Origin of the sequence: Flavobacterium urumqiense, from assembly GCF_900108015.1 — a bacterium.
Classification (GTDB): domain Bacteria; phylum Bacteroidota; class Bacteroidia; order Flavobacteriales; family Flavobacteriaceae; genus Flavobacterium; species Flavobacterium urumqiense.
Map to the genome: position 1 here is coordinate 622446 of NZ_FNVP01000001.1, position 13214 is coordinate 635659.

Genomic DNA, 13214 nt, shown 5'->3' on the forward strand with positions numbered 1-13214 from the left:
GCGAAAGTACGGATTAAAAATTAAAACGTGTGAATTGAATCTGGTGTCACGCAATAATCCAGTTTTATATCGCCTTCAAAAACATCAGTAATCAATTCTTCGGGTTCAAAGAAAGAAAGACCAATTTTGATCACATCCGGTTTGCATTCCGACAAGAATTTATCGTAAAATCCCTTACCGTAACCCACACGATGTCCTTTTTTGTCGAATGCTAAAAGCGGAACGAAAACTACATCAATCTTAATTGAGGGGACTTCAATACCATCTATAGGTTCGGGAATGTTATGTACGTTTTTCTTGATTTTAGTGTTGTCAGTCAATAGGAAATGAGTCAACTTGAGAGTTGCAAAATTAGCCTTTGAAACAATAATCTCTTTATCTTTTCCAGATAATAAATGAAGAATAAATTCAGTATTAACCTCTTTTTGTTCCGTTATGGGAAGGAAAATATGGAAATAAATTTTCTCCCAAATAGGAAGTATCAGTATTTTATTGGCAACAGCCAAACTTTTTTCCTCCAACTCATTTTCAGAGAGTTGATTCCGTAATGCTTTGTATTTTTGTCGTAATTCTTTTTTTAGCATGAATGGTAGCTTTTAAATCGGTTATAAAAGTACTCAAATGATCCACTTCAACGTGGTCCATAATCACAATTTTATACCATTGATTGCCAGTACCGTGTTTTTGAGGAACCAAATCGTATTTTTCTTCCAATGCTTTAGTGATGTGTTCTGATGGAATGGTTACGATGTTCATATACGGTTCCCTGAAATAAGTCAGATTCAATTCATTCAACTGTTCGCATAACCACTCGGTTCGCATTTGTAAAACGCGTATTTTTTCACACCATCCAAAAGGACCGTAAGTGAACAAAATCATCCAGACTGCTATGGCATTTGCCCCCGAGCGACTTCCGCAAAGCGTTAAATCCATTCCTTCTACATATTCGGCTTCTTTAGTCAGTACGTTTTCTATCAAACCTTTTCGGCAAATAAACACGCCATTTCCGTACGGAGCCTGAAGCATTTTGTGCGCGTCGATCGTTATAGAACTGATTTTTGGATTCTCAAAATTGATGTCGCAGTTTTTATTGCTAAATGGATAAACAAATCCGCCATAAGCTCCATCAATATGCAATTTGTATGTTAATTGGTGTTTTTCCAGTATCTGGATATAATCGTCCGGATTGTCTATAGCTCCAAACATGGTTGTTCCCATATTTGAAATTATAATGAAATATTTTTTCCCTCGTTTTTTTGCATTGATAATGGTATTTTCAAGAGAAAAAGCATCGATGACTCGAGTTTTAAAATCAACAGGAATTTTTAACCAATCAAGCATCAATAAATTGGCCGCTTTCGGGATGGAATAATGCGTATCTTCTGAAGCAATGATGGCTATTTCTGAAGGGTTGGCGTTTAGTTTGTACAGGAAATAATTGCGGTACATCCAAATGGCTTGAATATTTGCTTCCGTTCCGCCGGGAGCGATGTAGCCGTCAAAAGAATCGGGCTGCGCTTTGAAAATATCCACAGCAAGAACATTTAAGACTTCACGTTCCATTTCCTGTGTTCCTTTGAATGCTTTTTCGGAAGTGCCAAGGGTGTGGCATCCAATATGATTGGGATTGGCAATATAGGTTTGAAGAGTAGGAGCATCTTTCAGAAAAGGCGCATCACTATTGAATACTTTTCCGTCTAATTTAGATGCAGGATAACCCAAAGACGCATCATGGGCAAAATTTACGTTTTCGTTCAACGCTTTTTGAATGCGTTCTTGTCTTTCATTTTGGGATAATTTTTTCCAGAATTGCATACGAATAGTTTTATTCAAAACTATTGGTTTAAAATGATAAAAAACATGATAATTGTTAGGTTTTGGTTTCCCTGAAATGGTGTTGATTTTTTAAACAATTTTTCACCGAAAAGAGATTTTATTCCTCTCCATTTTCAGCAGTATTCGACATGTGATAAATAGCATCGCCTTCATATACAATAGGCGAAAGATTAGCATTTATTACGTAACCATCATTTGGGGCTTTTACTTTTCGTTCAAATTTCCCGTAGGGATCTGTTATGGTTGCAAGGATGGATCCTTTTTTCAAAAAAGTACCTATAGTGTTGTAATCATGCAGTAGTCCTGAGCATTTTGCTCTAACCCAGCCACTTTTTTCAATGTAGATGGTTGGTGTTTTCTGTTGTATTACATTGTGTTTTGGATCTAACATATCAAGGTGTGAAAGCAATCGTTTCACTCCATTTACCCCTTCACCAGCGATATTATTATTAATATCAAGGGATTTTCCACCTTCAAAAAGGAGCATCTTTACATTTAATTTTTCGCTGGCACTCCTGAAAGAACCAGCAATATTTTTAGAAAACAAAGTAAATGGAGCATTGAAAACGTCAGCTAATATTTTTAATTCTTCATTATGTTGTGCGAGGCGAATTTGTGGCGCATTGAATCGGCTTGCTCCGCCGGCATGAAAATCTACTGCGTAATTTACAACTGGCATGATTTCCGTCAAAATATGAAAAGCAAATCTGCTGGCTAAAGAACCAGTTTTACTTCCTGGAAACACTCTGTTTAAATCTCGACCATCAGGAAATTCTCTTGACTTATTGACGAATCCATATACGTTTATAATAGGAATACAGATAATAGTTCCTTTTTTTGGTCTGTTTATTTTTTTACTGATAAGTTGCCGAACTATTTCTACACCATTAATCTCGTCACCATGAATTCCTGCTGAAAAAAGTACAACAGGGCCATCAATTTTAGAACGACGAACAATAACTGGAATATTTAATTTGGTTGTGGTATGCAATCGGGCGATTTCCACATTGATGGTTTTGCTTTCACCTGGAATAATGCTTTCGCCAAAAATTATTATTGGTGCGGAATTATTTTTTATCATAAGTTCTTGAAACCATAAAAATAAGGATAATAACGAATTAGAAACTAAAATTCTGGTAAAACTATCAACAGAAAGATTTCAAGAGTATTGATTTGTATTTCGGGATTTTTGAGATTAACTTTGTTACATGAATTTAGCAACTTTAACCCTTCAAATCCAAACCTTGCCTGATAGTCCTGGTGTTTATCAATATTACGACAAGGAAGGGAAAATTTTGTATGTTGGCAAAGCCAAAAATTTAAAAAAAAGGGTGTCTTCTTATTTTAATAAAATTCATGATACAGCCAAAACTAATGTGCTAGTAAAGAAGATTGTAACCATAAAACACATTGTTGTTCCTACAGAAACGGATGCACTTTTATTAGAAAATAACCTTATAAAAACCTTGCAGCCACGATACAATGTGTTGTTGCGCGATGATAAAAGCTACCCTTGGTTGTGTATTAAGAAAGAACCTTTTTCGCGAATTTTTGCCACCAGACGGATGGTCAAAGACGGGTCGGAATATTTTGGTCCTTACACGAGTTTCAAGACTGTAAATACTATTTTGGAACTAATCAAAGAATTGTATCCGCTTAGAACCTGCAATTATGATTTGAGTAAAAGCAATATCGAAAGCGGGAAATTTAAGGTTTGTCTCGAATATCATATTGGCAATTGTATGGGACCTTGTGAAGGTTACGAAACGTTAGAAAACTACCAAAAGCAGGTTGATGCAATTCGCGAAATTTTGAAAGGGAATTTCAAAGAAAGCATGAAGGATTTCAAGCGTGTCATGACCAACCTGGCCGCAGATATGCATTTTGAAGAAGCACAAAAGATAAAAGAGAAAATTGAAGTTCTGGAAAACTACCAATCGCGTTCCACAATTGTAAATCCAAAAATCACCAATATCGATGTCTTTTCGATAGTTTCAGATGAAAGTGCGGCATATGTGAATTTTTTACAAATTTCGCACGGTTCGATTATTCGTTCGCACACGATGGAAATCAAAAAGAAACTCGACGAAACCGATGAAGAATTATTAGAATTGGCGATTGTCGAATTGAGAGAGCGTTTTCATTTGTTGTCCAGGGAAGTAATTGTTCCGTTTCACGTTGATTTGGGGGAGAATATAAAAATTACCGTTCCGCAATTGGGAGATAAAAAGCAAATTCTGGATTTATCGATTCGAAATGCTAAGTTTTACCGAATTGAACAATTGAAACAACTTCAAATTGTAGATCCGGATCGCCATACGAAAAGGATTATGGCTCAAATGCAAAAAGACTTGCGATTGCCAGTGGAGCCACGACACATCGAATGTTTTGATAACTCGAATATTCAAGGAACTAATCCTGTGGCGGCTTGTGTGGTTTTCAAGGATGGGAAACCAAGCAAAAAAGATTACCGCCATTTTAATATAAAAACAGTTGAAGGCCCGGACGATTTTGCTTCGATGACCGAAGTGGTGTATCGTCGTTATAAAAGATTATTAGATGAAAATGAGCCTTTACCACAATTAATCATTATTGACGGAGGAAAAGGACAATTATCCTCGGCATTAAAAAGTATCGATGAATTGGGTTTGCGAGGGAAAATTACAATAATTGGTATTGCCAAAAGGCTGGAAGAATTATTTTATCCAGGTGATTCCATTCCTTTGTATCTGGATAAAAGATCAGAAACATTGAAAATAATTCAGCACTTAAGGAATGAGGCGCATCGTTTTGGGATTACACATCATAGAGATAAAAGGAGTAAAGCGGCACTAAATTCTTCGATAGAAAGTATTCCCGGCATTGGAGAAAAAACAATGTTGACTTTGATTCAACATTTTAAAAGTGTTAAAAGATTGAAATTAGCGACAGAAAAAGAAATTTCTGACGTTATAGGTGTGTCAAAAGCCAAAAAAATTGTCGAATTTTACAAGGCTACAGATGAATAATTAATACCACTCAATTCTATTACATACCAAATTGCTGCTTATGAAGAAGATTGCTCTATTATTCATTATTTTTTGTATGAGTTTCACTTTGTTTTCACAAGAGCAAAAAAGACCTAAAGTAGGTTTGGTTTTAAGCGGTGGTGGTGCCAAAGGATTTGCGCACATTGGAGTTCTGAAAGTACTTGAAGAAGCCGGAATCAAAATTGATTATATAGGAGGAACCAGCATGGGAGCGGTTGTGGGAGGATTGTATGCTTCGGGTTACACTGCAAGCCAGATTGATTCTATTTTTCAGTCAACAAATTTTGATGAATTAATAAATGACTTCATTCCAAGGACATCAAAAAATTTCTACGAGAAGCGAAACGATGAATTATACGCATTAGTATTGCCTTTTAATAAGCTAAAAATTGGAATACCTGAAGCATTATCCAAGGGAATGTACAATTATAATTTATTGACCAGACTTACGAAGCATGTAAGGCATGTTAGGGATTTTAACCAGCTTACAATTCCTTTTTTGTGTATAGCAACTAATATAGAAACAGGAGGTGAAGTTTTATTGGATAAAGGTAATTTGGCCCAAGCAATGATGGCCAGTTCCGCATTTCCGTCTTTATTTTCTCCGGTAGAAATTGATGGGAAATTACTAGTTGATGGTGGTGTTTCTAATAATTATCCAATTGAGCAGGTAAGGAAGTTAGGAGCTGATATTATAATTGGAGTAGATGTTCAGGATGATTTGTTGGATAGAACAAAGCTTAAAAATGCTACACGAATTTTAGTCCAAATTACAAACCTTCATTCAATAGAACGAATGAAGCAAAATATAAAAGAAACTGACATTTACATAAAACCAGACATTAAAGGATTTGGAGTAATCTCCTTTGACAAAGGGAAGGATATTATTAGAACAGGGGAAGACGCAACATTTTCTGTATATGAAAAGATAAAAATTCTTGTGGATGAGTCTAATCCATATAAAAAACCAAAATTAAAAATTGAATCGGACAGCTTGCAAATTTGCGACATAAATTGTAATGATTTAGACAATTATACAAAAGCCTACGTCATTGGAAAATTAAGATTTAAGCCAGGAGCGAAAACCAATTACAATGGTTTGTTAATGGGAATTAATAACATTAATGCAACTCAAAATTTCAGTACAATATCGTATTCATTGGATTCTAATAAAAATGGGGACGACTTAAATATTAGTTTAAAAGAAAATACCACAAAATCCTATTTGAAATTTGGATTGCATTATGATGGTTTATTTAAAAGCGCTGTATTAGTTAATTTGAGTCGTAAAAAAACGTTGTTCAAGAATGACATTGCGTCATTGGATGTGGTTTTGGGAGATAATTTCAGGTATAATTTTGATTATTACATTGAAAATGGATTTAATTTAAGTTTTGGTTTTAAATCACAATTCAATCAGTTCAATAGAAATGTAACGAGTGATATAAGTACCGTAGATTTGGCCTCTTTGGGAATTAATTCCATTAATGTGGACTTCTCAGATGTTACGAATCAAGCTTATTTTCAATCTTTGTTTGTACAGAAATTTTTAATAGGAGGTGGAGTTGAATACAAATTTTTGAAAATCAATTCGGAAACTTTATCAAATTTAAATCCTATAATTGACAAGAGTACGTACACCAGTATTTTTGGATACATGAAGTACGATTCTTTTGACAACAAATATTTTCCTAAAAAGGGGTGGTGTTTTTCTGGGGACATCCAGTCCTATTTATTTTCGTCAAATTATACCGGGAATTTTAAACCTTTTTCTATTGCAAAAGGTGATTTTGGAATAGCAGCAACCCTCTTCAAAAACACCACAGTTAAATTTCAAACGGAAGCCGGTTTTTCTATAGGTCCTGAAAGTATTGCTTTTTTTGATTTTATTTTAGGAGGATATGGTTACAATATGATAAATAATTTTAGACATTTTTATGGATATGATTTCTTAAGTATTGCGGGAAATAGCTATATTAAATCCACGGGAACGATAGATTATGAATTTTACAAAAATAATCATTTTAATTTTTCGGCAAATTTCGCTAACATTGGTAACGGGCTTTTTCAGAATGTAGATTGGATTTCGATACCCAAATACACAGGGTACGCAGTAGGATATGGTTTAGAAACGATAATTGGACCTGTAGAAATTAAACATTCCTGGTCGCCTGAAACGGGAAAAGGATATACATGGTTTAGTGTTGGGTTTATGTTTTAATTATAATTTATTTCAATAATAATTCCGATATTTGTTATTATGAAAACAATTTGGACCGGTTTATTAGGATATCTGCAATTTCTTATCAAGAGAAATCCTGAATGAGAAATCAATCAGATAACAGAAATTTAAGTTAGAGATTCTCTCGAATCAATCTAATTCTATCATTATTTAAATACTTTATTATTTCATTGTATAATTATCTAATTTAAAAAATCATGCCTTTATACCATAAATTGGGAAATTTTCCCCAAAAAAGACATACACAATTCGAAAAACCAAATGGAGGTTTGTATTACGAGCAACTATTTGGAACAGAGGGTTTTAATGGTCATTCCTCTTTGCTTTACCATGTTCATAGACCAACTCAAATAAAAGAAATTACAAAGTCGTATTCGGTTGAACCAAAAATCGCCATTGGAAAAAATATAAAATCGTTATTATTAAAAGGTTTTGAGTTAAAACCCGAAGATGATTTTCTAGACAGTCGCAAAGCAATGCTTGTTAACAAAGACTGTACTGTAGGATTAGCTGCGCCAAGACAGTCTTTGTGTAATTATTTTTATAAAAATGCGGATGCTGATGAAATGATTTTCATCCACAAAGGAAAAGGAAAATTGCGCACCATGATGGGAAATATTCCTTTTGAATATGGGGATTACCTTATTATTCCTCGTGGAATAATTTATCAAATTGATTTTGAAACATCAGAAAACAGACTTTTCTACGTTGAATCTTTCGCTCCATTTTATACGCCAAAACGATATAAAAATGATTCAGGTCAACATTTAGAACATTCCCCATTTTGCGAACGTGATTTTATTTTGCCAACAGAGTTAGAAACGCATGACGAAAAAGGCGATTTCCTTATCAAACTTAAAAAGGAGGGAATGATGCACGAAATAATCTATGCCACGCATCCTTTTGACGTTGTGGGTTGGGACGGCTACAATTTTCCTTATGGATTTAGCATTCACAATTTCGAACCTATAACAGGCCGCGTTCATCAGCCGCCACCAGTACATCAAACTTTCGAAACTTCGACTTTTGTGGTTTGTTCTTTCGTTCCAAGGCTGTACGATTACCATCCAAAAGCTATTCCTGCACCTTATAATCACAGTAATATAGACAGTGATGAGGTTTTGTATTATGTAGATGGCGATTTCATGTCGCGTAATAATATTGAGCAAGGTCATATCACGTTGCATCCCAAAGGAATTCCCCACGGACCGGCGCCAGGCGCTATGGAACGTAGTATTGGTCATACTGAAACACATGAATTAGCGGTAATGGTAGATACATTTCGTCCATTAATGGTGACTGAAGAAGCTATGGGATTGGACGATGGACAATATTATAAATCCTGGGTAGAGTAATAAGGAGCTATTTCCTGCTATTCGTTGCAATCTTTTTTTCGGTTAAAAAACCTCAAAAAAGGATTTTTACTATTATCAGGGCTAAGGCTTTAGTATAAACAACAACATATTTTTAAATTAATAAAATCTTTGTAAATCCGTTTTATCCGCGTTCCAAAATCAGATTTACCGAGTAAAAAAATAAATACCATGTCAAAAGAAGTAAAATCAGTAGAATACGGACTAGAAAAAATATTTGAAGGAGCACAAGATTTCCTTCCTTTATTAGGAACCGATTATGTAGAATTCTACGTAGGAAATGCAAAACAATCCGCACATTATTATAAAACTGCTTTTGGTTATCAATCATTGGCTTATGCAGGATTAGAAACCGGACTAAGAGACAGAACGTCTTATGTGCTAAAACAAGATAAGATCAGAATCGTATTAACCACGCCATTAACACAAGATTCTCCTATACACGAACATTTAAGAAAGCATGGAGACGGAGTGAAAGTAGCTGCATTATGGGTAGAAGATGCTACTAGTGCTTACGAAGAAACAATGAAACGCGGCGCCCGCTCTTTTATGGAGCCAACAGTCGAGAAAGATGAATTTGGAGAAGTAGTTCGTTCCGGAATTTATACCTACGGAGAAACAGTTCATATTTTTGTAGAACGCAAAAATTACAATGGTGTTTTCTTGCCTGGATTTAAGGAATGGAAATCAGATTACAATCCGGAACCAACAGGATTAAAATACATTGACCACATGGTGGGTAATGTAGGCTGGAACGAAATGAACACTTGGGTTAAGTTCTATGAAGAGGTAATGGGATTTGTGAATTTCCTTTCTTTCGATGACAAACAAATTAATACCGAATATTCGGCCTTGATGAGTAAAGTAATGTCGAATGGAAACGGAAGAATAAAATTTCCGATCAACGAACCTGCTGAAGGGAAGAAAAAATCGCAAATAGAAGAATATTTAGATTTTTATGGTGGACCAGGAATTCAGCATATCGCCATTGCAACGGATGATATTATTAAAACAGTATCACAATTGAAAGCAAGAGGAATCGAATTCTTATCCGCTCCGCCACATACCTATTACCAGGCTATTCCGGAACGATTGGGAGAGCATATGAAAATGATGAAAGAAGATTTGAATGAAATAGAGAAACTTGCGATAATGGTCGACGCCGATGAAGAAGGCTATCTATTACAAATTTTTACAAAACCCGTACAAGATCGACCAACGTTATTTTTCGAAATTATTCAGCGCATGGGAGCCAAAGGTTTTGGTGCGGGTAATTTTAAAGCGCTTTTTGAATCAATTGAAAGAGAACAGGCATTACGAGGAACACTATAGAAACGCATTTTTTTTATATAATGTGAAATTTTAACCGACGAACTACCTGTATTTTTGAGTAATTTGTGTTAAAGTTAATTTTTTAATAAGAAATACTGGGTTTGTTAATTACCTTTGCCCTCGCAAAACAGGAAGGGGTGGTTTCCTTCCGAAATTGATATAAATTTCATAATTTATAGTTTTTTGGTTAGTTAATAGCATAAAAACTCAGTCATTATTTGACTGAGTTTTTTTGTTTTAATATATTTGGAACAAAATTTGCAGTTACGGTCAATAATCTGACAAAAAAAGCAATGAAAAAAATACTATTACTCCTGATATTAGTTACAACTGTAAGTTTCGATTCTAAGAAGGAAGACGCATACGATGTGGGTGAATGGTTTAAATTCAGAATCCATTACGGTATAGTAAATGCGGGTTACGCAACTTTAGAAGTTAAAGACGCAACTGTAAACAGCAAAAAATCATTTCATGTAATCGGGAAAGGATATACTACAGGAATGTCTAGATTTTTTTTCAAAGTAGATGATTTATATGAAAGCTACATTGATAAAGAGACAGGAAACCCGCATCAATTTGTGAGAAAGATAAACGAAGGAGGCTATACTAAAAATCAAGAAGGATTTTTCAATCAAATTACAAACAGAGTTCTTGTTAAGGATTATAAGCACAAAGAGGAAAAAACGCTTATGATTCCAAAAAACACGCAGGATATATTGTCGGCTTTTTATTATTTAAGAAATTACTCAAGTATTGATAAATTAAAGGTAGGGGAGTCAATAGCTATTGATATGTTTTTTGATGATGAAACTACAAAGTTTAAGTTAAAATTTATTGGACGTGAGGATATTACAACTAAATTTGGCGATGTTTCCGCTATGATTTTTAGACCTTTGGTTCAGTCAGGGCGCGTTTTTAAGGAGCAGGAAAGTCTAACCGTTTGGGTCTCAGACGACGATAATAAATTACCATTGCGAATTAAAGCAAGTCTGGCTGTAGGGTCGATCAAGGCAGATTTAGATGGTTTCAAAGGATTGAAGAGTCCGTTTAAAATAAAAAAATAATGACTAGTAACAGTAATACGGAAGAAATTTTAAAAGAAATTGAACTTAAATACCAAGCAATAAACCAAAAAACGGAGACGCAACTAGAAGGATTACTTTGGTCCAAACCAATCACTTATTGGGATTATATTCAAACAGATGCATTATTAAATCTTCAAACTCAAAGAACAACTCTTCCGGACGAAATGGTTTTCATCATGTATCATCAGGTAAACGAACTGATATTTAAAATGATACTTTGGGAAATGAACCAAATTTCATACGCACAAAACATTGAAACCGATTTTTTTACCGAAAGGTTAATGAGAATTAGTCGATATTTTGATATGCTGACTACATCTTTCAGTATTATGGGGGACGGAATGGATGTCGAGCAATATATGAAATTTAGAAATACTCTTACACCTGCAAGTGGTTTTCAAAGTGCACAATATCGTTTAATAGAATTTTCTTCGACAGATCTAATAAATCTGATAGATCACCGTTTTAGAGACACAATTGACAGAAACACTCCTTTTGAATTTGCATTTGAACATTTGTATTGGCAGGCTGCCGGTAAAGATTACCAAACTGGCAAAAAATCATTTTTGTTGGAGGAGTTTGAAAAAAAATACAAAAAAATGTTCTTAGGCCATATGCAAGAATACAACACCATAAATATTTGGCAAAAATTCAAGCAACTTCCGGCTATAGATCAAAGAAACCCAGAATTAATTAAAGCGATGCGTCATTATGATCACACAGTAAATATTACTTGGGTGATGCAACACCTTAATACGGCAAAGAAATATATTGATCAAAGTGGGAAAGGAAGCGGAGAAGCAACTGGTGGAAGCGACTGGAAAAAATACATGCATCCAAAATACCAACGAAGAATATTTTTCCCGGAATTATGGTCAGCTGTTGAGTTGGCGAATTGGGGAGAAGAAAAATAATTTAAATTACAAAATGAATTACAGTTTGAAGAAAGTATTAATTAGTATCATAGTTTTATTTTCATTAATATCGTGCAAGAAATCCGAGATTAGATTTGAGGATGAAATTATTAGACCAGTGTCCAAAAAAGTTGAATTTGGATTTAAATATTCTGATTTTAATGTGATTAAGGACACTATAAAAAAGGGAGACACTTTTGGGACTATTATACAAAAGCAAAATATTGGCAATAGAGAGGTATTCGATATTGTTAAAAAAGTAAAGGACTCATTTGATGTAAGAACTATCAGATTAAACAGGCCTTATACTTTGCTTAGATCCAAAAATAAAACCAACAAATTACAGGTTTTTATTTACCAGCCAGATGCATTACACTATTATGTTGTTGATTTACGAGATACAACTGTAGTTGCTTATGAAAAAACCTATCCGCTTACTTTTAAGAGTAGAACAATTGGTGGCTTGTTGAAAGGTTCATTGTCAGAAACTTTAGAAAATGCTAAAGTCGAAGGTTCCTTAGCGAGTAAAATATCTAAAATTTATGCGTGGTCAATAGATTTTTATAAACTAAAAAAAGGGGATCGATTTGGAATTACTTTCAAAGAGCGATTTATAAACGACACTGTTTATGATGGTGTAGAAGATCTGGAGGCAGCATTTTTTGAGTACAAAGGAAAAATTATTTACGCATTTCCTTATGCTCAAAATGTATCCTCCGGTAAAATAGAATATTATGATGAGGAGGGAAAAACACTTAAAAATTTCTTTCTAAAAACACCAATAAAATTCAGTAGAATTTCTTCCCGATTTTCAACTAATCGATTTCATCCCGTGCAACATTCTTGGAAAGCTCATAAAGGAACGGATTATGCAGCTCCATACGGAACGCCGATCACAACCACTGCCGGTGGCACAGTTGAGCAAACTGGTTTTACCGCTGGTAACGGAAATTTTGTCAAAGTGAAACACAATGGAACCTATTCAACCCAATATTTGCATATGTCAAGAATTTTGGTGCGACGAGGTCAACATGTAAATCAAGGACAAGTTATTGGTCGCGTTGGAAGCACCGGCTTAGCAACAGGTCCGCATGTATGTTATCGATTTTGGAAAAATGGGATTCAGGTCGATGCATTAAGACTTAAATTACCAAATGGTGAACCTATGAACAGTAGAGATAAAAGCCGATTTTTAAAGATGATTGCTCCTCTCAAATGGGAATTAGATAGTATTTCTAATTTATAATTTAATTTTAGCCATTACGTAATGGATTTGCACTTTTTGATTTTTTATAAATTCAATAGTTATGATTTGCTTTCTTGTTATTAGGATATAGAATTAAATCTATCGTATTCTAATTTGAATTGTGTTGAGTTCAGAACTTTATGGATTTAGCATATTT

10 protein-coding genes are annotated in these 13214 nt (G+C 34.4%); 7 read left to right on the forward strand and 3 right to left on the reverse strand.

Annotated elements, in window-relative coordinates; all coding sequences use genetic code 11:
* Positions 1-20: 20 nt before the first annotated feature.
* From C4S35_RS02790 to C4S35_RS02800, 3 genes are all read right to left on the reverse strand, one after another.
* Positions 21-584 (reverse strand): 5-formyltetrahydrofolate cyclo-ligase, encoded by a 564-nt coding sequence (locus C4S35_RS02790; protein WP_103998695.1) that lies wholly within the window; start codon positions 582-584, stop codon positions 21-23.
* Complete coding sequence (locus tag C4S35_RS02795) at positions 529-1815, reverse strand: pyridoxal phosphate-dependent decarboxylase family protein (RefSeq protein ID WP_103998696.1); 1287 nt, start codon at positions 1813-1815, stop codon at positions 529-531. The genes C4S35_RS02790 and C4S35_RS02795 overlap by 56 nt, the downstream gene beginning before the upstream one ends.
* A gap of 118 nt (positions 1816-1933) precedes the next feature.
* A complete protein-coding gene (locus tag C4S35_RS02800; RefSeq protein WP_103998697.1) occupies positions 1934-2917 on the reverse strand; it encodes a succinylglutamate desuccinylase/aspartoacylase family protein in 984 nt (327 codons plus the stop codon).
* Positions 2918-3044: 127 nt separating this feature from the next.
* Here C4S35_RS02800 and uvrC point away from each other — a divergent pair, with 127 nt between their 5' ends.
* The 7 genes from uvrC to C4S35_RS02835 all read left to right on the forward strand — a co-directional run bounded on the left by uvrC (position 3045) and on the right by C4S35_RS02835 (position 13057).
* A complete protein-coding gene (gene uvrC, locus C4S35_RS02805) occupies positions 3045-4844 on the forward strand; it encodes an excinuclease ABC subunit UvrC (RefSeq protein WP_103998698.1) in 1800 nt (599 codons plus the stop codon).
* A 40-nt stretch (positions 4845-4884) separates the two neighbouring features.
* Positions 4885-7086 carry a patatin-like phospholipase family protein gene (locus tag C4S35_RS02810; protein WP_103998699.1) on the forward strand — a complete coding sequence of 734 codons (2202 nt, stop codon included), beginning with the start codon at positions 4885-4887 and terminating at the stop codon, positions 7084-7086.
* A 218-nt stretch (positions 7087-7304) separates the two neighbouring features.
* Positions 7305-8462 (forward strand): homogentisate 1,2-dioxygenase, encoded by a 1158-nt coding sequence (locus tag C4S35_RS02815; protein ID WP_103998700.1) that lies wholly within the window; start codon positions 7305-7307, stop codon positions 8460-8462.
* Positions 8463-8651: 189 nt separating this feature from the next.
* Positions 8652-9812 (forward strand): 4-hydroxyphenylpyruvate dioxygenase, encoded by a 1161-nt coding sequence (gene hppD / locus C4S35_RS02820; protein ID WP_103998701.1) that lies wholly within the window; start codon positions 8652-8654, stop codon positions 9810-9812.
* Positions 9813-10105: 293 nt separating this feature from the next.
* Positions 10106-10876 (forward strand): DUF3108 domain-containing protein, encoded by a 771-nt coding sequence (locus tag C4S35_RS02825; protein ID WP_103998788.1) that lies wholly within the window; start codon positions 10106-10108, stop codon positions 10874-10876.
* The gene (locus C4S35_RS02830) at positions 10876-11811 is read left to right on the forward strand and encodes a tryptophan 2,3-dioxygenase family protein (protein WP_103998702.1); all 936 of its coding nucleotides are present in this window, start codon (positions 10876-10878) and stop codon (positions 11809-11811) included. Before C4S35_RS02825 ends, C4S35_RS02830 begins: the two co-directional genes overlap by 1 nt.
* 13 nt (positions 11812-11824) lie before the next feature.
* Positions 11825-13057, forward strand: coding sequence for a M23 family metallopeptidase (locus tag C4S35_RS02835; RefSeq protein ID WP_425269132.1), 1233 nt, complete (start codon positions 11825-11827; stop codon positions 13055-13057).
* The last annotated feature ends 157 nt before the right edge of the window (positions 13058-13214 follow it).

Excerpts from the sequence above, each read along its gene's own strand:
- C4S35_RS02800 (WP_103998697.1), bottom strand. The coding sequence starts at position 2,917 with ATGATAAAAAATAATTCCGCACCAATAATAATTTTTGGCGAAAGCATT.
- C4S35_RS02795 (WP_103998696.1), bottom strand. The coding sequence starts at position 1,815 with ATGCAATTCTGGAAAAAATTATCCCAAAATGAAAGACAAGAACGCATT.
- uvrC (WP_103998698.1), top strand. The coding sequence starts at position 3,045 with ATGAATTTAGCAACTTTAACCCTTCAAATCCAAACCTTGCCTGATAGT.
- C4S35_RS02825 (WP_103998788.1), top strand. The coding sequence starts at position 10,106 with ATGAAAAAAATACTATTACTCCTGATATTAGTTACAACTGTAAGTTTC.
- C4S35_RS02835 (WP_425269132.1), top strand. The coding sequence starts at position 11,825 with ATGAATTACAGTTTGAAGAAAGTATTAATTAGTATCATAGTTTTATTT.
- C4S35_RS02810 (WP_103998699.1), top strand. The coding sequence starts at position 4,885 with ATGAAGAAGATTGCTCTATTATTCATTATTTTTTGTATGAGTTTCACT.
- C4S35_RS02790 (WP_103998695.1), bottom strand. The coding sequence starts at position 584 with ATGCTAAAAAAAGAATTACGACAAAAATACAAAGCATTACGGAATCAA.
- C4S35_RS02815 (WP_103998700.1), top strand. The coding sequence starts at position 7,305 with ATGCCTTTATACCATAAATTGGGAAATTTTCCCCAAAAAAGACATACA.
- hppD (WP_103998701.1), top strand. The coding sequence starts at position 8,652 with ATGTCAAAAGAAGTAAAATCAGTAGAATACGGACTAGAAAAAATATTT.
- C4S35_RS02830 (WP_103998702.1), top strand. The coding sequence starts at position 10,876 with ATGACTAGTAACAGTAATACGGAAGAAATTTTAAAAGAAATTGAACTT.